The following is a 24053-nucleotide window of genomic DNA, read 5'->3' on the forward strand; positions in this document are numbered from 1 at the left end:
ATCAGACTGTGATCGCCCCCAGTCTTAAAAATAAACATCGTGTGTATTTTTATAAAATGATGTTTATTTTAAAGGATGACAGTGCATGTACTGCTTCAACACCCCTATACCGCAGATATACTGGCGAATCTGGAAAATCATAATGTGGTTGCCAACGGATTGATCCACCAAACATATGATGCAAATAACGCTGATGGTATCGAGTTGGGTAATAGCCAAAATATGATGGTATTTAATAACGTCTTTGATACCGGCGACGGCTGCATTAACTTCGCTGCCCGTTACTGTTTCTTTGCATTCGCTAGCTGGGCCCGAATATTGGCCAGATGACTCTGGCCTTTTTGCATCCGCTCTTCCGGGCTGACCGCTTTGCGCTCGTTTTCCCAATTAAGATCATCCTGCGGCAGTTCCATCAGGAAACGGCTGGGTTCTGGCCGAATCAGCTCGCCGTATTGCCGCCGCTCTTTGCATAAAGTGAAAAATAACTCACGTTGAGCGCGGGTAATACCCACATAAGCCAAACGCCGTTCTTCATCCACATTATCTTCATCAATGCTACTTTGGTGCGGCAACAACCCCTCTTCCATTCCGACTAAGAAAACATAAGGGAATTCCAGCCCTTTCGAGGCGTGCAGCGTCATAAGTTGCACTTGATCTAACTCCTCGTCACTTTCTCCCCGATCCATCATATCGCGCAGGGTAAAACGCGTAACCACTTGAATCAGTGTCATCGGTTCATTCAGCTCAGACCCTTCCAACATCTCGGTCATCCAACTGAATAATAGATTCACGTTCTTCATGCGCATTTCAGCGGCTTTCGGGCTGGGAGAGGTTTCGAACAACCAGCTTTCATAATCGATACCGTGGATCAAATCCCGTACCGCAGCCACTGGTTCACGTTCCACTAACCGAATAATACCGTCCATCCAATGGGTAAAGCGCTGTAACGACTCCAGGCCACGGCCTTTGAGATGTTCACCCAACCCTAAATCAAAACTGGCTCGAAACAGGCTTTTATTACGCACATTAGCCCATTCACCCAGTTTTTGGATCGTTGCTGAACCAATCTCACGTTTTGGCGTATTCACAATACGTAAGAATGCGCTGTCATCTTCCTGATTGGTCAACACCCGCAAATAAGCCAGTAAGTCTTTGATTTCTGGCCGCGAGAAGAACGAATCACCACCAGAGATACGATAAGGGATGCGGTTTTGCATCAGCAGCTTTTCGAACAACCTTGACTGATGGTTACCACGATACAAAATGGCATAATCGCCGTATTGAGTCTTTTTGACAAAGTGATGCGCGATCAGCTCGCCAACCACCCTTTCCGCTTCATGATCTTCATTATTGGCGGTAATAACTTTCAACTCATCGCCATATTCCAGCGCTGAAAACAGTTTCTTTTCGAAAACATGCGGGTTATTGGCGATCAGGATATTGGCCGCTTTCAGGATTCGGCCAGATGAGCGGTAATTCTGCTCCAGCTTGATCACTTGTAACTGTGGGAAATCTTCATTCAATAAAACCAGGTTCTGTGGACGCGCACCGCGCCATGAATAGATGGATTGGTCATCATCACCCACCACGGTAAAGCGCGCCCGGCTGCCCACCAACAACTTAACCATATGATATTGGCTGGTATTGGTATCTTGGTATTCATCCACCAGCAAGTAACGCAAGCGATTCTGCCAACGCTCACGCACTTCGAGGTTTTTTTGCAGCAACAGCGTCGGTAGCGAGATCAAATCGTCAAAATCCAGCACGTTACAGGCTTTCAGATGAGCATCGTATAAACCGTAGCAATGGGCGAATAGCTTATCGCGCTCAGATCGTACCTGTGCCGCAGCACTCGCCGGATCGAGCAGATCATTCTTCCAATTGGAGATCTGGGATATTAACTGTTGCAGTAACGTTTTATCGTCTTCCAACCACTTGTGGGTCAAATCTTTCAATAAGCCCAGTTGATCCTGCGCATCAAACAGGGAGAAGTTCGATTTCATCCCCAGCGCTTTGTACTCTTTTTTGATGATTTCCAGCCCCAAAGTATGGAAAGTGGCAATCATCAAGCCCCTGGCCTCTTTGCGACCGAGTGTTTGAGCCACACGCTCTTTCATCTCACGCGCCGCTTTGTTGGTAAAGGTGACCGCTGCGATATGTTTAGGCTGATAACCACACTGGCGGATCAGATGGGCAATCTTGTTTGTAATGACTCTGGTTTTACCCGATCCTGCACCGGCCAACACCAGGCAGGGTCCGGTGACAAATTCGACGGCTTGTTGTTGGCTGGGATTTAATTGCATGGCACTCGGAAACTCTGTGGGTGGACGAGGGGAACAGGATTGTAGCAGAAAGCCGCCAGTGAAAAAAAACTGCCTGCGCTTTTGATTTGTAAAACTCTAACAGGAGTGGCACTCATTGCCACCAAAATACGCTACACTGACGCGCTTCAAGGCCACCTTGAAAATAACCTTCGTTCAAATAACCCTAATAGACCCTATCAATGGGTGGTAATCGTGACTATGGCAAACAAAGCTTCTGCGCTGCACATTCTGGTTGATGATGAAAAGCAGGCAAACGATATTCTGGCACAGTTGAATAACGGTGCAAATTTCCAAGAGTTAGCGAAAAAGTTCTCTAACTGCCCGTCAAAACGTAACGGTGGTGATCTGGGCGAATTCAATAAAGGGGATATGGTTCCAGCATTTGATAAAGCTGTGTTCAGTTGCGAATTGCTGCAACCTTATGGCCCGGTAAAAACCCAGTTCGGTTACCACATTATTAAAGTGTTATACCGTAACTAAATCAGTCGTGCGCCACCTTTAGGCGGCGCAAATAATTTAGTATTATGCCTATCGGTTATCATTTTATGTTATCCACATCATATTAATGCTTTCAGTTACAATAGTATAAACACTATTGTAACAGTTGTTTCTATATCTTCACATTTCACTAAAACGAATAATACACCCGAAAATAACATTAGATAATTCTTACTCCAGACATCAGAAAATATTAACTAAAACGAGTATTTCAAAAAAAACAACAAGAAAGATCTCATTAGCAATTCTAAAGTTAATTTAAATTACAAATAAAACAATAACTTAAATTAGTTTTACTGCGGTATTATTTTTCGTAGGAATTATCCTACACAAATCAGTTAGTTTATCCTATGTAAAGTTAAGACAGAGTTCTATATTCTCTCAGCATCAAGTAATGGATGTGGAAAAATAGACACCATTAAATGACTTAATTAAAGAACATGTGGAAAGCTGACAAGTATAATCGAATAACATTCGCACATATAGTCATTACCCCACTTCATATTAATTAAACTAAATATTCAGTCGTACTTCAATATGACTGAGTATTTGGCTGATTTCTAATTATTATATTGGAGTTTCAAATGAATAAGATCACTTTGGCTATAGCGTTATTCTCTGCGTCCACGACTGCTGCACTGGCAGCCAGTAATAATACGATTACTTTCCAAGGGGAAGTCACAGCACAAACTTGCTCTGTAACTGTCAACGGACTTAATGCAAACCCAATGGTATTGCTGCCAACAGTATCGAGTGGCGAATTGAATACCTCAGGCAAAACAGCAGGTAAAACCACCTTTACGCTGGGCGTATCTGGCTGCACAATAGGCCCTGATGATATTGATATAAAAACAGTTTTCGTTGGTAGTCAGGTAACAACTTCCGGTAACTTAAAAAATACGGGCACTGCCACGAACGTTGAACTTCAGTTACTGAAAGACGCAACAACAATAGCCGGCATCGATTTGAATAGCGGCTTGCCACAAGATGGTATAGTGTTAAAAGCAGGCGAAACAACAGCAGAGCATGATTTTGCGGTTCAATATTACTCAACCGGAATAGCAACCCCTGGTTCTGTGATTGCCTCTGTACAATACGCAGTTTCTTATCTGTAATATCTACCCTCCCAGAGTAGATATACTCTAATTAATTGACGCTGCAATCAGGCAAAGTTGTCAGAACTCGATAAACTTAGCAGTAAGTGAGTCGGATGACCTCCATAGCCCGCAGCGTCAAGTACCGACAAAAAGAACCGTTCGGCCAGTTTCCTTTAGAGGACATACCCATCATGCTTAATATACAAAGCTACAGTTCTCGTTATCTGTTAATCACTTTATTAATTTTTATGGGTATATTTTCTGCCAAAGCCAGCGTGGTCATGAACGGCAGTCGTATTATATATTCGGCGGGGGAAAAAGAGCACAGTGTGCAATTGACCAATAAAGATAACTTCCCTAATGCTGTTCAGGTCTGGCTAGACAGTGGCGATGCCCAATCAACGCCAGAGACGGGTAAAGCGCCCTTTATTGTCACCCCTCCATTCTTTCGTATTGAAGCAAATGCGGGACAAACATTGCGGCTGAAATATACCGGTAGCGGCCTGCCAACTGATAGAGAGTCTGTGTTCTACCTTAATTTTTTACAGGTACCTCCCGTCAATAAAGCAGAGAAAAATAATAAAATGTTAGTGCTGATGCGTAATCGCATTAAGATATTTTATCGGCCCGAAAGCATTACTGGTCGTATTGACCAAGTATCCGACGCACTGACTTTTAGTGTGCGCCAACAAGGTAAAGATGTTGTTGTTACGGGAAATAATCCGACAGGTTTCTATGCCACCATCGCCAGTGGGGAAGTCGTTGGGGCAGGTAAAAAACTTAAAAATAAAATCAGAGATGATCCCTCCGATGTCTCAAGCCAAGTGGGTTATTCCAAACTCATCTGCACCTTCTAAAGCTGTTGTTAATTTCCTGATAGTGAATGATTTCGGCGGACAAGATAGCGGCAGTTATACCCCATAGATTTCAATATGCAGGAACACAGCAAATGAGAGACAAATCGGTCAGAATCCGATTTTAAAGCATTTATGCTACCTCGTAGAGATGAGGCTCTCATTGAGCTAGAACCACTGATATCATTAAGTGATTCTATTTATTAAGTACAGCCAACACATCTGCAACTTTAAAATTGATAAATATGCCGTGTTTAGTAGTAACTTTCCGGTAAAGGAAGATCTATGGAGTTCGCACGCGTCGTTGCCAAAAAAGAATTCTCTGCCCGTAAGAAAGCATTAACATTATGTATTACCTTAATATTACATGTTGACGTTGTTCTGGCTCAAGAAGAACCACAAAGCCTCGAATTTGATGAGTCTCTCTTTTTAGGGACAAATTTTGCCTCAGGTTTGAATCAGCTTAATAAAGAGAATTCGGTTACCGCTGGCAATTACGAGGGCGTAGATGTCTTAGTTAATAACAAACAGTTTAAACGCACGGCCATTAAATTTGTTAAGAATGCGGGTTCATCCGAAGTTTACCCCTGCCTGAGCGATGAGTTCTTAACGTCAATGGGTATTGAACTGATTGACAAGAACAGTACCGACACCAACGAACCCAGCCTCCAAGAGACAGAGCCAGTCTCAGATTCTGCTGCCGCGACATCTACAGAACAATGCGGGCCATTGGCTGAGCGGGTAAAAGGGGCATCTTTTCATTTTGATCAGGCAAAACTGCGCTTAGAACTGGCAATTCCACAAGCTTTGCTGCAAAACCGGCCCAGGGGCTATATCGAGCAGAGTGAATGGCAGGAAGGTGAAAAACTCGCGTTTATTAACTACAGTTCCAACTTTTATCGCAGCGACACTCAGTCGCAACAAAATAGCACCTCTGACTACGGCTTTATTGGCCTAAAAAGCGGCCTTAATCTTGGGTTATGGCAACTACGCCAACAATCAAACGTGCGTTATGCCAGTAATAGTAATAACAGTGATACCCAATGGAATAATATCCGCACTTATATACAGCGCCCTATCCCACAATTAGATAGTCAATTAACGCTGGGCGAAACGTTTACCGACAGTACCCTATTTGGCACTATGTCATTTCGTGGCGTTAAAATGGCAACCGACCAACGCATGTGGCCAGAGTCAATGCGCGGTTTTGCGCCTGAAGTACGTGGTGTTGCCAGCACCAATGCCAGAGTTGTTATTAGCCAGAATGGGCGTGAAATATATGAAACTAACGTTGCTCCTGGCCCATTTGTTATTAATGATTTATATAGCACCACCAGCCAGGGTGACCTCAATATTGAGGTTATTGAGGCAAATGGTAGCCGTTCGACATTTACTGTGCCATTCAGTGCCGTGCCGGATTCAATGCGCCCAGGGGTGAGCCGTTATAATGCCGTGGTCGGGGAATCTCGTGATTTCACTAATATTGATACCTATTTCACTGATTTCACCTATGAGCGTGGCCTTACCAATCAGTTAACGGCTAATAGTGGCCTTCGTTTAGCGCAAGACTATACGGCATTACTCGCCGGTGGTGTATTGGGTACGACAGTTGGTGCGTTTGGCCTTAATGCCACCTATTCTTATGCCAAAGTTGAAGATGACCAAACACAAGATGGCTGGCGGCTACAAGCCACCTATAGCCAGACATTTAGTGACACTGGGACGACATTATCATTGGCCGGATATCGCTATTCAACCAAAGGATATCGCGATTTAAATGATGTTTTCGGTGTGCGTTCAGTGCAACAAAATGGCGGTACCTGGGATTCATCGACCTATAAACAACGTAGCCAATTCACCACCACAATAAACCAAACTTTGGGTGGTTATGGGCAACTCGCAGCTTCCGCATCGACCAGTGATTATTATAACGATACGCAGAGAGATACACAGTTACAGCTAAATTATTCAAATAGCTACCGGGATATCAGTTATAACGTAGCAATCAGCCGCCAGCGTACTATTTATACATCTACCCAGTTTAGTTGGGAGGATGAGGATGCTAATGAGACAACAACACGCTATGGCGATACTGAAAATATTGCATCATTAACTGTGTCTATTCCTCTGAATATTGGCAGTAGGAATCAATATTTATCAATGTCTGCCAACCGTAACCCGAAAAGTGGCAATAACTATCAGACGTCATTATCCGGTACTGCCGGTGAACGTAATACATTGAACTATTCTGTGAATGCTGGCTATGACGACAGCAATATCAGTGGCAGCTCAAATAATTGGGGTGCAAATATACAAAAACAATTCCCTAATGCGACTGTCAATGGCAGCTATTCTCGTGGCAATAATTATACCCAATATGGTGCTGGCGCTCGCGGAGCGGCAGTAATACATCGAAAAGGCGTGACCCTCGGGCCATATCTCGGCGAAACCTTTGGTTTAATTGAAGCGGATGGCGCTCAAGGTGCGACAGTACGAAATGCGCAAGGCGCGAGAATTGATAGTAACGGTTTTGCCCTAATACCGGCATTAACACCTTATAATTACAATACGGTTGGCTTGGATACCAAAGGCATTAATCGCAACACGGAGTTGAAAGAGAATCAGGGGCGCGTCGTCCCTTATGCCGGAGCCGCGGTGAAAGTGAAATTCGAAACCTTGACCGGCTACGCGGTATTAATCCAAACCCAGGCCGCCGAAGGTGAGGGATTACCACTGGGCGCAGATGTGTATACCAGTGAAAATGAAATTGTCGGCATGGTAGGCCAAGGGAATCAGATCTACGTACGCGTGAAAGAGGACAAAGGTTCGCTCCATGTTCGCTGGGGTGAAAACAGCAACGAACAGTGTGAATTACCTTATGCTTTGGGTAGCCAGGATACTGAGCAAGAGATCATCCATATCACAGGCAGTTGCCGCCGTTAACAATTATGAGAACAATAATGTTAAGACCAACAGAACAACTCATATCTTACGACACCTCACGGCTAACCAAGCCTTGCCGTTACCATCGCGCGCGCACGGTGGTAAGCATGATATTACTTATTGGGCTATTTAGCCCATCAGCATGGTCAACTTGCACCCGAATTACAGCACAGAATCAGCTAGGTGCAGGTGATGGTACGGCAGGTACGTGGGCCGGCTCCCTGGATAACAATAATGGATCACTCGGCTTACCGGGTGTTATTGACCTTAGTACTGCGGCCAATTTTCAACCCGACGGCACATTATTAGCCGCTGCGACATCTGACTTTACCACCTTTGCACTGAATACCGGTTATGACCCTGATAGGGTACTGTTCCGCTGTGCCGCAGCCGACGTCGATCAGCTTTTCGAGATGTATGCCACTAACGGGGATAACGATTTTGGCGGCAAGAATGAAGATGGTGCGATTGCAGGCAATGTGCCCTCCGGCTTTGCGACTTATGTCCGTAATGTGGTTATCAGGCTGACTAACCTATCCACGGGTGAATATTACTCACGCCTCTGGAAAGGCCGACGCTTAACTGGGTTGGATACCGACAGCACTGGCCGTATTTTGGTCAAAGCTAAGAACTTTAGTAACCTATATACCGAGCTATTCCGTATCGATTATGCACGTTCCAGCACCAACAATGCCGCATCTTATACCTATGCTTACACTCAGCCAAATGCCTATATCGCCTTTAAGGGGCCGGGTGTTAGTGGCCCGATTGAAGGAACTGACTCGGTATCAAACTGGCCCGGTTGGTATTCGACCTGGCCTGCCTCTATCGGGTTGTACAATTATGTGACTTTTCGTCGCACTACAATTTGCGCGGTAACCAACTTTACGCCAACCGTCATATTACCCAGGATTTCTGTCGCAGAACTCAATAACGGCAATACCAGTTCTGCTGAGTTTAATGTGGATTTCCAATGCCAGACCGGTATCACCTCCGGCGTTAATGCAGGCGCTATAGCAATGGGCTTTCTGGTGCCGGCAGCGAATGCGGCCAAAGCGCAAGCTTTGGGATTAATGAACGGCAGTGGTGGTATTAGCCATTTGGTATCAGATAATTATGGCACCGCAGGCATGGCAAGTGGCGTGGGGATACGTATCTACCGCAACAATAACCCAATTTATCTGCTATCAAAGAATGTGACTCAAACCGGAAATAGCGGTGGCTGGTATGGTATCTTCCAGGGCGCACAGCAGTTAACCGGTACGGTGAGTGGCGGGAACAGTTACACTGAGAACTTTCGGGCTGAGTTAAGCAAAATCAGCGGGCAAACCGTGACGCCAGGAGCAGTGAATGCACATGCGCAAGTGGTTATACGTGTCCAATAATCGCTTTTTCAAACGTGAAAGTCGCAAGTTTAGTGGCTTGCTGCTTTGGCTAATGATGGCCTGTAGTGTACCGGCGCAGGCAAGTGTGATTGCGGAAAAAACACGCGTTATCTTCAGTGAAGGCAACACTGAAGAATCACTGCAACTGGTTAATAGCAATAGCTATCCGGTGGCGGTACAGGTTTGGGTGGACGACGGCGACTTGATGGCAACACCGGAGAAAGCGATTTCTGCCGTATTAGTGTTACCTCCACTGTTTCGATTACAACCACAGGCACAACGCAGCCTACGATTAATTTTGTCGGGCGCCAGTAAATTACCGGTGGATCGGGAATCTGCATTTTGGCTCAATGTTTACGAGATCCCACCTAAAGCGGCACCTAAAGCCGAAGATGAATCTTTCGTTACGCTGGGCTTACGGCTGCAATATAAAGTTTTTTACCGGCCTAAAAACCTACCAGCACCGGGAAATACTCTTGGTACAGCGTTAGCTTTCACGCTTGAACGTAACGGCGACACCACCTTGGTTAAGGTTAATAATCCGACCCCTTATTATGCGTCGTTAGCGTCTTTAACATTCGGTTCCGCTGAAGGGCTACCGGATATGGTTGCCCCCTATTCAAAGCTCGACTTTCTGCTAAACAGCTCACCAGTCCCAGGCAGTAAAATCGTCAATTTTGTTTTAATTGATGATTTAGGTAACCGTAAACCTTTTAGTCGTGAGCTGAAATAAAAAACTTATCAATATAGACCGCCCAGAGAGACGGTCTATATTATTACTCTCACTATTATTTATTTCTTAAACCCCGGCTTACCATTTTCGGCTCGCCATTTTTTATCTCAGCTAAAATACCCTCAGGGCTATCTTCCCAATCATCATTAGGGTAATAAATCAAATCAGAACCATCTGGATGCTCGATCAATTCTTCAAATCTAAGAATAGCCTCATCATGTTCAGCCTCAGATGGATATGCATCATAATAAATATCTTTCAAAAAACTTAAGAATTCCTGTTCTGTATAATCAGATAGATTTTTATTTTCCATTTATACTTCTCCCTTTTTCAGTATATCTTGATTCCTGAGCTTAAATTGCTCAGGAATTTCAAGATGCTTTAGTAACCTCGCAACAAATCCACATTTGGAAACCAAATGAAATAATAGCGAGGTTATTAACATTTAATTAATAAATAATATAAGCCACCAGAAAGGCGGCTTATATTATTTAACGATATAAATTACTCTTTAAATCCGGGCTTACCATTTTCGGCGCGCCATTTTTTTACTTCGTTACTTATCTCCTTTTTATATTTAAAATCCTTCTTATGATGTAATTAACATCAGCCAGAGTAATTTCATAAAACAAAAAGGCCTCACTAATTAGCGAGACCTATTTATTATCAACGAAATAATTTTGTGATTTATAAAATCAAAAAGCAGACATTACTGGTGAGGTGTTCAACCACGATTAGCACCTTACAAGAGTTTTATCGGGCCGTGATAGCATTTATTTACGAAATATTACCCTGACCGAAATACAGTTAATCTGAAATAAAAAAGCCCCCCGTTACCTGGGAGGCTTAATATCAAATAACACACTACAGTCGGTTATTAGCCGGCAACCGCGATACGTTTCATATCGGTCATATAGCCACGCAGCTTATGGCCGACAGCTTCGATTGGGTGGTTACGGATAGCTTCGTTTACATCGCGCAGTTGGGCATTATCTACCGCTGTTCCGGCAACACTTTTGCCTAAATCGCCCGCTTGCAGAGAATCCATAAACTTACCTTTCAGCAATGGCACTGCTGCATTGGCGAATAGATAGTTACCATATTCTGCGGTATCAGAGATAACCACGTTCATTTCATACAGGCGCTTACGGGCAATGGTATTGGCGATTAATGGCAGTTCATGCAAGGATTCGTAATAAGCCGACTCTTCGATAATGCCAGAATCAACCATCGTTTCGAATGCCAGTTCAACGCCCGCTTTGACCATAGCAATCATCAATACGCCGTGGTCGAAATATTCTTGTTCAGAGATTTTTCCTTCAAACTGGGGCGCGTTCTCAAATGCTGTTCTGCCGGTTTCTTCGCGCCAGTTCAACAGTTTAACGTCGTCTTCCGCCCAGTCTGCCATCATGCCACTGGAGAAAGCGCCGGAGATGATGTCATCCATATGTTTTTGGAACAACGGAGCCATAATCGCTTTCAGTTGCTCAGATAACGCATAAGCCCGCAGTTTAGCTGGGTTAGACAGGCGATCCATCATCAGCGTAATCCCGCCTTGTTTCAGCGCTTCGGTGATGGTTTCCCAACCGAATTGAACCAGTTTCTCAGCGTAAGCGGCGTCAGTACCTTCAGAAACCAGTTTATCGAAACACAGCAGTGAACCGGCCTGCAACATACCACACAGAATAGTCTGCTCGCCCATCAGGTCTGATTTAACTTCCGCAACGAAAGAAGATTCCAATACACCGGCACGGTGGCCACCCGTTGCTGCTGCCCACGCCTTGGCAATCGCCATGCCTTCGCCTTTAGGGTCATTTTCCGGGTGAACGGCGATCAATGTCGGCACACCAAAACCACGTTTATACTCTTCACGCACTTCCGTACCAGGGCATTTTGGCGCAACCATCACCACGGTGATGTCTTTACGCACTTGTTCACCCACTTCTACGATATTGAAACCGTGGGAATAACCCAGTGCCGCGCCCTCTTTCATCAGTGGCTGAACAGCCTTAACGACGGCGGAATGCTGTTTGTCTGGCGTCAGGTTAACCACCAAATCTGCTTGCGGGATCAACTCTTCGTAAGTACCTACTTTAAAACCGTTTTCAGTTGCTTTACGCCATGAAGCTCGCTTCTCGGCAATCGCCTCTTTACGCAGGGCGTAAGCCACATCCAGACCGGAGTCACGCATGTTCAAGCCTTGGTTCAAGCCTTGTGCGCCACAGCCGACGATCACCACTTTTTTCCCTTTCAGGTAGCCTGCTTCATCGGCGAATTCGTCGCGGGTCATAAAGCGACACTGACCTAATTGCGCCAACTGCTGACGCAGGTTCAAGGTGTTGAAATAGTTAGCCATGATATTACTCCGTTCGGGTTCTGTTTTGTGGGTGCAGCTATTTATTCTAGTTACTGCCAGCGAATAATGTGTTTGCGTGACGAATATTGTGTTTGTTAATAGCTATTGTGTGTTGCTGTTTTCTCACATCCCCTGCCGGTGTCGGGGATTGCCTTGAACTCACTATATGACAGGAAACTCATTGCTGAAATTGATATATTAACAATGTGATATTGCAGATTCTGCAATGCAGCCTGTTTATTATACAATACACCGCGTATTCTCACCTAAGAGGCTGCCTGTTATGGATTTACGTGACCTGAAGTTGTTTCTACATTTGGCTGAAAGCCGCCATTTTGGTCGCACAGCCAAAGCGATGCATGTGAGTCCATCCACCCTATCGCGCCAAATCCAGCGGCTGGAAGAGACTATCGGCCAACCGCTGTTTTTACGTGATAACCGCGCGGTACAACTGACTGATGCGGGTACTCAATTGAAAGCCTTCGCTCAGCAAACATTGCTGCAATATCAACAATTGCGCCATGCATTAGGCCAGCACGGGCCATCTCTGAGTGGTGAGCTACGGCTATTTTGTTCGGTGACCGCCGCCTACAGCCATTTGCCGCCAATTCTCGACCGCTTTCGGGCGCGCCATCCGTTGGTTGAAATCAAGTTGACCACCGGTGATGCCGCCGATGCAGTCGATAAAGTGCAATCTAATGAAGCTGATCTGGGTATCGCTGGCCGCCCTGAAGTGCTACCGACCACCGTGTCCTTTACTCAAATTGGCGAGATACCGCTGGTTTTGATTGCTCCCGCACTGCCTTGTGCAGTGCGCTCACAGGTATCAATTGAACAACCCGATTGGGCCACTATTCCATTTATTTTGCCCGAGCACGGCCCATCGCGAAAACGCATTGATTTATGGTTCCGCCGCCAGCGCATCAGTAACCCATTGATTTATGCTACTGTTTCCGGCCATGAGGCCATTGTCTCGATGGTGGCACTAGGGTGTGGGGTGGCGCTTATTCCATCGGTGGTGGTAGATAACAGCCCGGAACCGGTGCGTAATCGCATTTCTCTGTTAGATGATGTTTCGCTGGTCGAGCCATTTGAGCTGGGAGTTTGCGTGCAGAAAAAGCGGCTCAATGAGCCGCTTATTGACGCATTTTGGAGACTATTATAGTTTCCATAATGAATATCTCTTAGCAAAGAGGGCATCCGCTAATGAGGTGAAACATAATTCATAACAGGGATAAGACTTCTCTTCCCCAGAGTAGCACTAATAATAGTTTCCTCAGGGGCTGGTGTTTTCTCTTGAGTAGGGAAACTGCTGATTGAATCGGCCAACTGGCGGGTATCACTAAGCGAGTTATTCGTAATATTTTTATCAATCGGCCTATATTTTGTTTCGTAACTTATTTCATCATTTTCTTCAATCGTGCGAATCATATTACCATTAGTATCAACCTCATCTACGACCTTTTTAGTGATCTCACCAGTAGAATCAAATACTTCTACAATCTTTCCAGTTATCTTACCCATAGTAGAGAAATTCAGTTCAATCTTACGCGTTAAATTGACACCATCTTTATAATACTGAGTAATACGTTTACTCCCTTTGCCATTAGCATGAATATATTGCTCTGTACTTTTCTTTAGTATTCCATCCATAGAATAATTTAATTCTGTCTTCTTAATTAGTTTACTATTGGTAACATCGTATTCTTTCTCAATGCGTTGGCGAAGATTACCGCCAAGTGAATACTCATCATTGATTATTTTACTCACTTTACCATTAGAATAATGACGTGATTCAACATCTTTGGTATTCTTGCTATTGTAGTTTATTTTACCAGACCAGGATAACTCACCATTTTCATGGTAACCAAACTCCTCTTTACTCGTTAAATCACGGTTACTATTGAAAATCAATTTCCTACACAGCCCCTGCCCTCTACTCTTATACTCAAATACCGTTCTTTCAATAAGGCTACCGTCTGAATTACATTCATCACTTTTAATAACACGGCCGCTGAAGTCATAATGTAATTTAGTTCTTGAATTAATGTCTCCATTTAGGCTGTAGATCTTTTCATCTATTACGGAGCCATCGGCTTTATAGCTGAAATTTTCAGACTTTATTAACTTGTCACGAATATCAAATTGCTCTTTCTCTGTTTTCTGACCGCGAGGGTTGTAGGTAGACTTTGTGCGCCCAGTAAATCTATCCCCCGAATATCTAAACGACTGGCTTTCGATTAACTTGTTGTCTAAGCCATATCTGAAGTAGCTAACTACTTTAGTAGTATTTTTGTTCACAGAGATAAAGTAAATTATATTACCGGCAGAATCACTCGCAGAAATGGAGTCCAGATCGACTGTCTTTTGCATTTTACTAAAACGAGTGTAATATCCCGAATCTTTATTCTCTTTAGTTGCCTGAGTGACTTTTTGAGTGAAACATCTTGTTCCACCGCTAAAAGGCGTATCATCAGCATGGGTCTGAAAGATGCTTCCGGTAGTATTATGATAAATATCATCCCAATAAAAGTATGATAAGCCAGCAGGTATAGAGGCTCGAGGCTGTACTAATAACTCACTCATAGATAAACTCCACTGTATTATTTTAAGTTTGGATGATTCAATAAAAATTAAATCATTCAATCACGAAATATTAACTACGACATCATTCATCAGTATTAACAATGTCGATAATTATATTACGCTGCAATAACACAGCATTTTATTTATAATACTTATTTTTGAGAGTATATAAGAAGATAAATATAATTAAATTACCAATAAAAAACTCAGAGAGCTTCACTCTGAGTTTTTGTCGACAATAATATGTATTTACAGCCATATCACGGTCTAAGGCTTAGCCCGCTAAGAAGAATTTAAACGCCGGATTGTTAGTTTCATCATGACAATCGTAACCCAAGGCGGTCAGATGCTGTTCAAATTGCGGTTCAGAGTCTGATAACTCAAACCCTGCCAGCACCCGACCAAAATCAGTTCCATGACTACGATAGTGGAACAGAGAAATATTCCAATGCGTGCCCAAAGTGTGCAGGAATTTCAGCAATGCGCCCGGTGATTCTGGGAATTCAAAACTGAATAAGCGCTCACGCAGCGGCTTGGAAGGACGCCCACCGACCATATAACGCACATGCAGCTTGGCCATTTCATCATCAGATAAATCCACCACCTGATAACCTTTACCCTGCAATTCAGCCAGGATCTCAGCACGCTCAGCATAACCGCGCGTTAAACGCACCCCAACGAAAATACAGGCGTTTTCGGCATCAGCATATCGGTAGTTGAACTCGGTGACGGAACGCCCCCCCAGTAATTCACAAAATCGCAGGAAGCTGCCTTTTTGCTCAGGGATAGTCACGGCCAGCAAGGCTTCGCGCTGCTCGCCTAACTCGCAACGCTCTGATACATAACGTAATCCGTGGAAGTTGACGTTAGCACCCGAAAGCACATGGGCCAGACGTTCGCCCTTGATATTATGCTGCTGGACATATTTTTTCAGCCCCGCCAGCGCCAAAGCACCTGATGGCTCAGCAATAGCGCGTACATCTTCAAATAAGTCTTTGACTGCCGCACAGATAGCGTCACTGTCGACGGTGATCACCTCGTCCAGATACTCCTGACACAGGCGGAACGGCTCGTCACCAATACGCTTAACCGCAACACCTTCAGCGAACAGCCCAACACGGGCCAGATCAACCGGCTTGCCCGCATCCAATGCGGCACGTAAGCACGCTGAATCCTCGGCTTCAACCCCAATCACTTTAATCTGCGGCATTAGCTGTTTAATCAGTACCGCCACACCGGCCACCAGCCCGCCGCCGCCGACCGGAACAAACACCCGGTCAAGATGCGCGTCTTGCTGAAGAAGCTCCATCGCCAGCGTCCCCTGCCCGGCAATCACTGCCGGATGGTCGAATGGCGGCACAAAGGTGTAACCCTGCAACTGAGACAATTCGATAGCTTTGCCTTTGGCTTCGTCGAAATTGGCACCGAACAACAGCACCTCACCGCCAAAACCGCGCACCGCGTCCACTTTGATGTCAGCGGTTGCCACCGGCATCACGATCAGCGCCTTGATCCTCAACTTGCTGGCGGAGAGCGCCACCCCCTGCGCATGGTTACCGGCAGAAGCGGTAATCACGCCACAGGCTTTCTGCTCTTCTGTCAGGCCAGCCAGCATCGCGTAAGCACCACGCAGTTTAAAACTGTGCACCGGCTGCCGGTCTTCACGTTTCACCAAAATGGTGTTACCCAAGCGGGCGGAAATTTTTTCCATCACTTGCAGCGGGGTGACTTGCGCCACCTCATATACCGGCGCGCGCAATATTGCCCGCAGATATTCTGCCCCATCGGGGGCAGTTGATAAGGGTTGTGATACCGCCATGAGAATTAGCCTCCCAGCTTACTTTTGTCGCGCACAGCGCCTTTATCGGCACTGGTTGCCAGTAAGGCATAAGCACGTAGCGCATAAGAGACCTGACGTTCGCGAGCTTTAGGCGACCAGGCAGCATCGCCACGAGCCTCTTCTGCATCACGGCGGGCAGTCAGCTCAGATTCACTCACATCCAATACAATGCCGCGATTTGGAATATCGATATCGATAAAATCGCCATTTTGTACCAGACCAATCAAACCACCACTGGCCGCTTCCGGCGAGACATGACCAATCGACAAACCGGAGGTTCCGCCGGAGAAACGACCATCGGTTAACAACGCACAGCTCTTGCCCAATCCCATTGATTTCAGATAAGTGGTTGGATAGAGCATTTCCTGCATCCCTGGCCCGCCTTTCGGTCCTTCGTAACGAATAACCACCACATCGCCCGCCACCACTTGGCCACCAAGAATCGCGGCTACTGCATCATCTTGGCTCTCATAGACTTTTGCCGGGCCACGGAAGGTCAGGCTCTCTTTGTCCACACCTGCCGTTTTAACGATGCAGCCATTCGCAGCAATATTGCCGTACAGCACTGCTAAGCCGCCGTCTTGACTATAAGCATGTTCGCGGGTACGGATACACCCCTCTTCACGGTCAGTATCCAGCGATGGAAAGCGGCAATCCTGCGAGAAGGCTTTCGTGGTACGGATGCCAGCCGGGCCTGCGGCATACATCTGCTTGACGCCTTCATCGCGGGTCAGCATCACATCATAGGCTGCCAGCGTTTGTGTCAGATTCAGCCCCAACACGTTGCGCACTTCGCGGTTAAGCAAGTCGGCCCTGTCCAGTTCGCCTAAAATCCCCATCACGCCACCCGCGCGGTGCACGTCTTCCATATGGTATTTCTGCGTGCTCGGTGCCACTTTGCACAAATGAGGCACCTGACGCGATAAACGGTCGATATCACTAATATCGAAATCAATATCCCCTTCTTGCGCCGCAGCCAGTAAGTGCAACACCGTGTTAGTCGAGCCGCCCATCGCAATATCCAGCGTCATGGCGTTTTCAAATGCGGCTTTGTTGGCAATGCTGCGCGGCAAGGCGCTGACATCATCCTGTTCGTAATAACGTTTGGTCAACGCCACAATATGCTTACCGGCATCGAGGAACAGTTGCTTACGGTCAGCATGGGTCGCCAACAGTGAACCGTTACCCGGCAACGCCAGTCCCAGCGCTTCATTCAGGCAGTTCATCGAGTTGGCAGTAAACATCCCGGAACAGGAACCGCAGGTTGGGCAGGCAGAACGTTCAATCTGATCACTGTCGGCATCGCTGACATTCGGATTTGCACCCTGAATCATGGCATCAACCAAATCCAGCTTGATGATTTTATCGGATAATTTAGTTTTACCGGCTTCCATCGGGCCGCCGGACACAAAGATAACCGGAATATTCAGTCGCAGAGACGCCATCAACATCCCTGGGGTAATTTTGTCGCAGTTAGAGATACAGACCATCGCATCCGCGCAATGGGCGTTAACCATGTACTCAACCGAGTCGGCAATTAATTCACGCGAAGGCAGTGAATAGAGCATACCGCCGTGGCCCATCGCGATCCCATCATCCACCGCAATAGTGTTGAACTCTTTCGCCACACCGCCAGAGGCTTCAATTTGCTCTGCAACCAGCTTGCCTAAGTCGCGCAAATGAACGTGGCCCGGAACAAACTGGGTAAATGAGTTAACTACTGCAATAATCGGTTTGCCGAAGTCATCATCGGTCATACCGGTTGCGCGCCACAACGCGCGGGCACCAGCCATATTGCGGCCATGAGTGGTGGTATGGGAACGGTACTTAGGCATTGTCTCTTCACTCCAATGTATTCTGTGTTGCAGGTGGCGAACGAACCACCTGCTGATTCTGTCTGTCAGTTTTTATTTATTATTGATTGATTGGGTCCAGCCAACCGTACTTATCTTCAGTTGCACCGGTGAACAAGCCAAAGAACGCTTGTTGAATTTTGGTCGTGACTGGGCCACGTTTACCAATACCCACCTGAATGCCATCCACGCTGCGTACAGGGGTAATTTCTGCCGCAGTACCGGACATAAACACTTCATCGGCCAAATAGAGAGATTCACGCGATAGCACCTGCTCACGCACTTCCAGGCCCATATCTTTCGCCAGTTTAATAATTGCATCGCGGGTAATGCCCGGCAAAGCAGAAGAGGTAAACGGCGGCGTGAACAGAATGCCATCTTTGACTTCGAACAGGTTCTCACCGGCCCCTTCAGACAAGAAACCATGAATATCCAGTGCAATCCCTTCCTGATAACCGTGACGGCGTGCTTCACTGCCCACCAGCAAGGAAGAGAGATAGTTACCACCGGCTTTAGCCGCTGTTGGAATGGTGTTGGGTGCCACACGGTTCCATGAAGAAACCATCGCATCAATACCTTGCTCCAGTGCTTCGGCCCCCAGATAAGCCCCCCACGGGAACGCCGCGATAATCACGTCAGTTTTATAGCCATCTGGCGGGTTCACACCCATACCGACATCACCAATAAACACTAACGGGCGGATATACGCGCTGGTCAGATTATTTTTGCGCAGCGTTGCGCGGCAAGCTTCCATCAGCTCATCAACGGTTTGGGAAACCGGCATACGATAAATTTTGGCTGAGTCATGTAAACGCTGCATATGTTCGCGGTGACGGAAAACGACTGGCCCTTTGTGGGAGTCGTAGCAACGCACACCTTCGAAGACTGACGTGCCGTAGTGTAACGCGTGAGACATCACATGAACTTTCGCCTCTGCCCACGGAACCATTTCACCGTTAAACCAAATAAAATCAGCTTTCTTCGTCATTCTTTTCTTTCCTTGTGGCGCATCAGGCGCGTATCTGTAATGAATTAGGTTGTAAGATCTCGACGCAGGCGACATCCATAAGCTTACTCAGCTGAGAAGACAGTAAATCGACAGGTCGCCCGCTGGCAACGGTCAATTCAATATTAACATTTTCGTCGTCAATCATTGGCGACATATTCATAGCACAAACCTGAAAACCGCGGTGCCGCACAACCCGCAAAACACGCTCTAACATCTCAGGGCGGAAGCGGGCTTGGATAGAGATTTGATGTTGGATAGAGGGTTGATGTGGCATCATGAGATTTTCTCCAGCATGGTTTCATTGCCTGCGCCTGGCGGTACTAACGGCCAAACATTTTCGAGTTCATCGATGGAAACCTGGAGCAGATAAGGGCCTTTGCTGTTAAACAGCGCATCCAGAGCGGCATCGACTTGGTCTTTGCGGGTGATACGTTGGCCGGGGATGTTAAAAGCACTGGCCAGTGTGATGAAATCGGGGTTATCAGAAAGATTGGTTTCGCTATAACGTCCATCAAAAAACAGTTGCTGCCACTGCCGAACCATACCCAATCGCTGGTTATCCAATAAAACGATTTTCAGCGGTAACTGTTTTCGTTTTATCGTGCCCAACTCCTGAACATTCATCATAAACGAGCCATCACCAGAAACGCAGATAACCATGTCATCCGGGCGGGCCATTTGCGCGCCAACAGCAGCGGGGACGCCAAAACCCATGGTACCCAAACCGCTAGAGGTGATGAAGTTCTCAGGGCGGGTAAAACTCATATGCTGCGCCGTCCACATCTGATGTTGACCGACATCGGTAGTCACTATGGTCTGCGGCGCTTTACGTTCGGAAATCTGCTTGAGTAATAACGGAGCATAAATTGCCTGACCGGGGTGATCATAACGCCAGCTATACTGTTGTTTTAATGCCATAACCTCATCACGCCACGGCTGGATATTCAGTGGCTGCTGCAACGCAGGCAGCAATACATTCAAATCCCCCTGCAACGCGACATGCGCCTGACGCAATTTACTCAATTCAGCCGGATCGATATCCATATGGATAACTTTGGCTTTCGCGGCAAATGTATTCAGCTTACCGGTTACGCGGTCATCAAACCGTGCGCCAACGGCTATCAATAAATCACAATCCTGCACCGCAAAGTTGGCCGCTTTAGTGCCATGCATCCCCAGCATACCCAGATAGCACGGGTGATTAGTATCCGGTGCGCCCAAACCTTTCAAGGTAGCCACCGCAGGAATACCGGTCACCTCGATAAAAGCACGTAAGGCAGGAACGGCCTGTGCCATGCCAACCCCGCCACCGACATACAACATCGGTTTTTGCGCGGTGGCCAACATCTCTTTGGCTTGCTGCAACTCGGCGGCGGAATCCACCAGATGCTCTTCAACGGGCATCAAATGCGGGGTCAATTCTCCAACAGCCAACTGAATATCTTTTGGAATATCGATTAATACCGGCCCAGGGCGACCGCTGGTAGCGATAGCAAAGGCTTCTGCCATGATACCTGGCAGCGCATCTAATGATTCGACCAGAAAACTGTGTTTGGTACAGGCCAGAGAGAGGCCCAAGACATCAATTTCCTGAAAAGCATCAGTGCCGATTAACGCGGAGCCGACCTGACCGGTGATGGCGATAACCGGTACAGAATCAAGTAAAGCATCAGCCAAACCAGTGATCAGATTGGTGGCTCCGGGGCCGGACGTGGCAATACATACCCCGACTTTACCGGTTGCCCGCGCATAGCCAATCGCAGCAATGGCAGCGCCTTGTTCGTGGCGACAGAGCAGATGCTCGACACCACCATCATACAAAGCATCGTAGACAGGCATGATCGCACCACCTGGGTAGCCGAATACCGTACTAACTCCCTGCGCACGCAACGCTTGAACTACCCACTGAGCACCATTCATAGTTATTTCCCCGACCTTTCCCGCAAGGAACAGCATTTTATTCTGTTGTGCATTTTATGTTCCTCACGTCGTTTAACGTACCAATAAAAAAACCCCCGAACCTTTCGGTGCGGGGGTTTTCTTGAGATTAAGGCTTGATTTTTATGCCTTTATTCGTCCAAGTGCAGCCCCGCACGGTGGGATAATAATCACCACCACGCTAATTAGGACTAGGTTAATCACTTGGAAAATCGCTTTCATAATTAGGTTGTTCATCTGTCTAGTGTCGAACGAATACCTACAGAGTTATCACAGTTATCGGTTGTCTGACAATATTTATTTAAAAAATTATTTTGTCATCCCGCACACGAAACGCCACAAATATATTAATTATCAATCATTAAAACCCGCACTGGCAGTTTGCTTTTTTTGCAATCTCCTGCGCAACGTTCAATTGCACGGCATTTATTGCAGCGAAACTTCTCGTGAACGCTCGCAATCTCATCATTCTTTTCTGCACTAAAAAGAGGCGTGAGGCACCCTGTTGCAGCTATCACCCACGGCCACCTCAACTGGCGGCAAGGACGCATCACCACAAAGGGAAGCATCATGTCACTGGCAATTATCCATACCCGCGCAACCTTGGGCATTCAGGCACCACCGGTTACGGTAGAAGTGCATATCAGTAACGGGTTACCTGGGCTGGTATTGGTTGGTTTACCCGAAACAACAGTAAAAGAAGCGCGTGACAGGGTTCGTAGTGCATTAATTAATAGCGGCTTTACCTTTCCGGCCAAACGAATCACCGTCAGTCTGGCACCGGCAGATTTACCCAAAGAAGGCGGGCGTTATGATCTCCCTATCGCGTTAGCGATATTGGCGGCCTCAGAACAGATCCCTGCCGATCGATTAGCGCAATATGAGTTCTTGGGTGAGTTAGCACTTTCAGGAGCACTAAGGCGGGTTTGCGGCGCAATTCCAGCGGCACTCGCCAGCAGCCAGGCCAAACGTCAGTTAATTCTCCCGTCCGCCAACAACCTGGAAATTGGCTTGATCCCACAAGGTGATAGCTGGGTCGCGGACCACTTGCTTGCCGTGTGTGGTTTCTTACAGGGTGAAAATACGCTCGCCCAGGGTCAGGTGCCAGCTCCCCCCCAATCATGGGATAACAGCCTTGACCTACAAGATATTATCGGCCAGTCACAAGCCAAGCGCGCGTTGGAAATTGCCGCGGCGGGGGGGCATAACTTATTGCTACTTGGGCCACCGGGAACCGGTAAAACCATGCTGGCCAATCGCTTAACCGGGTTATTACCTCCTTTGACAGATCAGGAGGCACTGGAGGCAGCCGCAATCAATGGCTTGCTACACAGTAACGAACGCCCCGCTCAATGGCGCTGTCGGGCCTTTCGTGCTCCGCATCACAGCGCATCGATGGCCGCACTGGTGGGCGGTGGAACAATCCCTCGTCCTGGTGAGATATCGCTGGCACATAACGGTGTGTTATTTCTCGATGAACTGCCTGAATTTGAACGACGGGTATTAGATTCGCTGCGTGAACCGCTGGAGTCAGGCGAAATTATCATTTCCCGTGCAGCAGCTAAAGTTTGCTTCCCTGCTAAAGTACAACTTATTGCTGCTATGAATCCCAGCCCCAGTGGGCATTATCAGGGAGTTCATAACCGAACACCGCCACAACAGGTTCTGCGCTATCTGGCAAAACTGTCTGGGCCGTTTCTCGATAGATTTGATATATCAATAGAAGTCCCTTTACTGCCTGCTGGGATGCTGCGCGCGCAGAAAAACCCAGGGGAAAGTAGCGAAATCGTCAGGCAACGGGTATTACAGGCAAGAAGAACGCAATTAGAACGGGCGGGGAAGATCAATACACAGCTCGGTAGCCATGAAGTGACGAAATATTGTTATTTAGCACCTGCGGATGCGGCTTTTCTTGAACAGGTATTACTGACGTTAGGTCTGTCAGTACGTGCCTGGCATCATATTCTGAAAGTCGCACGGACCATTGCCGACCTTGCTCTGGAGAAAAACATTCAAAAAAATCACCTAGCAGAAGCACTAAGCTATCGTTGTATGGACCGCCTACTGGCGCAGTTACACAAAAACCTGATGTGAAATAGGAGGCAAAACCTCCTATTTTAACCACTATTCGTACCCGGTCGCACCCGGAATCATTGAAGTTGCAGACAATAGAATCCCTCTGCAACTTCAAGTACGGCAGATATTAATCGTCACTGTCAGTATAATCTTCCACTGCATCCATCTGCGGTTTGCCGCCAGACAAGGTGTGGAAGCGCTTAGGCCGACGAGTGTGGGTCACATATTTGGACCACACCTTTTCCTCAGCACTGACCGGCTCACGTTCGCCGCGACAAACAGCAACAAATAGTTGCTCTTCTTCAGTAGCAGGTTCACGTTTACCTAAGTCGAGTTCGTTAAAGGCGTAGCCGTGGCGCTCTAGTAATTGCGCCTCTTTAATGGTGAAATCGCCGTGACGCGAGAACCCGCGAGGATAGTGTTTATTATCAAAAAAACGATTGGTCGTGATGAAGCTATCCGCCATCTGACACGCTCCTAATTCTCTCATGGTCGTGCTGTTTATGGCGCGGAGTATTAGATAGGCTTGACATCGTGTAAAACAAAACATTTAAATCTTAA

General features: G+C 46.8%; 18 protein-coding genes and 2 pseudogenes. 9 read left to right on the forward strand and 11 right to left on the reverse strand.

Annotation, left to right across the window (positions count from 1 at the left end):
• The first annotated feature begins 81 nt into the window (after nt 1-81).
• Nucleotides 82-330, forward strand: a complete 249-nt coding sequence (locus YALDO0001_RS14410) for a hypothetical protein (RefSeq protein WP_042840151.1) — start codon at nt 82-84, stop codon at nt 328-330.
• On the opposite strand, the gene rep is transcribed toward YALDO0001_RS14410, so the two are convergent.
• A complete protein-coding gene (gene rep, locus YALDO0001_RS14415; RefSeq protein WP_004704163.1) occupies nt 282-2303 on the reverse strand; it encodes a DNA helicase Rep in 2022 nt (673 codons plus the stop codon). The two genes, YALDO0001_RS14410 and rep, sit on opposite strands and share 49 nt — an antisense overlap.
• A gap of 219 nt (nt 2304-2522) precedes the next feature.
• On the opposite strand from rep, the gene ppiC reads away from it, so the two are divergent.
• The 6 genes and pseudogenes from ppiC (at nt 2523) to YALDO0001_RS14445 (ending at nt 9834) form a co-directional block, all read left to right on the forward strand.
• Nucleotides 2523-2804: a peptidylprolyl isomerase PpiC gene (gene ppiC / locus YALDO0001_RS14420; protein ID WP_004704164.1), complete on the forward strand. Its 282-nt coding sequence runs from the start codon at nt 2523-2525 to the stop codon at nt 2802-2804.
• Nucleotides 2805-3406: 602 nt separating this feature from the next.
• The gene (locus YALDO0001_RS14425) at nt 3407-3937 is read left to right on the forward strand and encodes a fimbrial protein (RefSeq protein ID WP_004704165.1); all 531 of its coding nucleotides are present in this window, start codon (nt 3407-3409) and stop codon (nt 3935-3937) included.
• Nucleotides 3938-4110: 173 nt separating this feature from the next.
• Nucleotides 4111-4843 (forward strand): annotated as a pseudogene (locus YALDO0001_RS14430) (fimbrial biogenesis chaperone).
• A gap of 215 nt (nt 4844-5058) precedes the next feature.
• Entirely contained in the window at nt 5059-7716 is a 2658-nt protein-coding gene (locus tag YALDO0001_RS14435) for a fimbria/pilus outer membrane usher protein (protein WP_004704167.1), read from the forward strand.
• 107 nt (nt 7717-7823) lie between these two features.
• Nucleotides 7824-9101 carry a fimbrial usher protein StbD gene (gene stbD / locus YALDO0001_RS14440; protein WP_004704168.1) on the forward strand — a complete coding sequence of 426 codons (1278 nt, stop codon included), beginning with the start codon at nt 7824-7826 and terminating at the stop codon, nt 9099-9101.
• Nucleotides 9067-9834, forward strand: coding sequence for a fimbrial biogenesis chaperone (locus tag YALDO0001_RS14445; protein WP_042840152.1), 768 nt, complete (start codon nt 9067-9069; stop codon nt 9832-9834). Before stbD ends, YALDO0001_RS14445 begins: the two co-directional genes overlap by 35 nt.
• Nucleotides 9835-9893: 59 nt before the next feature.
• Here YALDO0001_RS14445 and YALDO0001_RS14450 read toward each other — a convergent pair.
• Together YALDO0001_RS14450 and ilvC are read right to left on the reverse strand one after the other, a co-directional pair.
• Nucleotides 9894-10147, reverse strand: a pseudogene (locus YALDO0001_RS14450) (bacteriocin immunity protein).
• A 564-nt stretch (nt 10148-10711) separates the two neighbouring features.
• Nucleotides 10712-12190, reverse strand: coding sequence for a ketol-acid reductoisomerase (gene ilvC / locus YALDO0001_RS14455; protein WP_004704172.1), 1479 nt, complete (start codon nt 12188-12190; stop codon nt 10712-10714).
• A 283-nt stretch (nt 12191-12473) separates the two neighbouring features.
• On the opposite strand from ilvC, the gene ilvY reads away from it, so the two are divergent.
• Nucleotides 12474-13355 carry an HTH-type transcriptional activator IlvY gene (ilvY, locus tag YALDO0001_RS14460; protein ID WP_004704173.1) on the forward strand — a complete coding sequence of 294 codons (882 nt, stop codon included), beginning with the start codon at nt 12474-12476 and terminating at the stop codon, nt 13353-13355.
• 38 nt (nt 13356-13393) lie between these two features.
• Here ilvY and YALDO0001_RS14465 read toward each other — a convergent pair whose 3' ends face one another.
• The 7 genes from YALDO0001_RS14465 to ilvL form a co-directional block, all read right to left on the reverse strand.
• Complete coding sequence (locus tag YALDO0001_RS14465) at nt 13394-14776, reverse strand: hypothetical protein (protein ID WP_042840153.1); 1383 nt, start codon at nt 14774-14776, stop codon at nt 13394-13396.
• 274 nt (nt 14777-15050) lie between these two features.
• Nucleotides 15051-16595 (reverse strand): threonine ammonia-lyase, biosynthetic, encoded by a 1545-nt coding sequence (ilvA, locus tag YALDO0001_RS14470; RefSeq protein WP_004704175.1) that lies wholly within the window; start codon nt 16593-16595, stop codon nt 15051-15053.
• A 5-nt stretch (nt 16596-16600) separates the two neighbouring features.
• Nucleotides 16601-18451, reverse strand: coding sequence for a dihydroxy-acid dehydratase (gene ilvD, locus YALDO0001_RS14475; RefSeq protein WP_004704176.1), 1851 nt, complete (start codon nt 18449-18451; stop codon nt 16601-16603).
• Between the two features lie 79 nt (nt 18452-18530).
• Nucleotides 18531-19457 (reverse strand): branched-chain amino acid transaminase, encoded by a 927-nt coding sequence (locus tag YALDO0001_RS14480; RefSeq protein WP_004704177.1) that lies wholly within the window; start codon nt 19455-19457, stop codon nt 18531-18533.
• Nucleotides 19458-19479: 22 nt separating this feature from the next.
• Nucleotides 19480-19752, reverse strand: coding sequence for an acetolactate synthase 2 small subunit (ilvM, locus tag YALDO0001_RS14485; protein ID WP_042840161.1), 273 nt, complete (start codon nt 19750-19752; stop codon nt 19480-19482).
• Nucleotides 19752-21398 carry an acetolactate synthase 2 catalytic subunit gene (gene ilvG, locus YALDO0001_RS14490; protein WP_004704179.1) on the reverse strand — a complete coding sequence of 549 codons (1647 nt, stop codon included), beginning with the start codon at nt 21396-21398 and terminating at the stop codon, nt 19752-19754. The genes ilvM and ilvG overlap by 1 nt, the downstream gene beginning before the upstream one ends.
• 141 nt (nt 21399-21539) lie before the next feature.
• Nucleotides 21540-21638 carry an ilv operon leader peptide gene (gene ilvL, locus YALDO0001_RS20295; RefSeq protein WP_071777720.1) on the reverse strand — a complete coding sequence of 33 codons (99 nt, stop codon included), beginning with the start codon at nt 21636-21638 and terminating at the stop codon, nt 21540-21542.
• A 348-nt stretch (nt 21639-21986) separates the two neighbouring features.
• Here ilvL and YALDO0001_RS14495 point away from each other — a divergent pair, with 348 nt between their 5' ends.
• Nucleotides 21987-23510, forward strand: a complete 1524-nt coding sequence (locus YALDO0001_RS14495) for a YifB family Mg chelatase-like AAA ATPase (RefSeq protein ID WP_004704180.1) — start codon at nt 21987-21989, stop codon at nt 23508-23510.
• Nucleotides 23511-23619: 109 nt separating this feature from the next.
• On the opposite strand, the gene YALDO0001_RS14500 is transcribed toward YALDO0001_RS14495, so the two are convergent.
• The gene (locus YALDO0001_RS14500; RefSeq protein WP_004704181.1) at nt 23620-23958 is read right to left on the reverse strand and encodes a MaoP family protein; all 339 of its coding nucleotides are present in this window, start codon (nt 23956-23958) and stop codon (nt 23620-23622) included.
• Between the last annotated feature and the right edge of the window lie 95 nt (nt 23959-24053).

The sequence above is a fragment of the Yersinia aldovae ATCC 35236 genome (genome assembly GCF_000173735.1).
GTDB lineage: Bacteria > Pseudomonadota > Gammaproteobacteria > Enterobacterales > Enterobacteriaceae > Yersinia > Yersinia aldovae.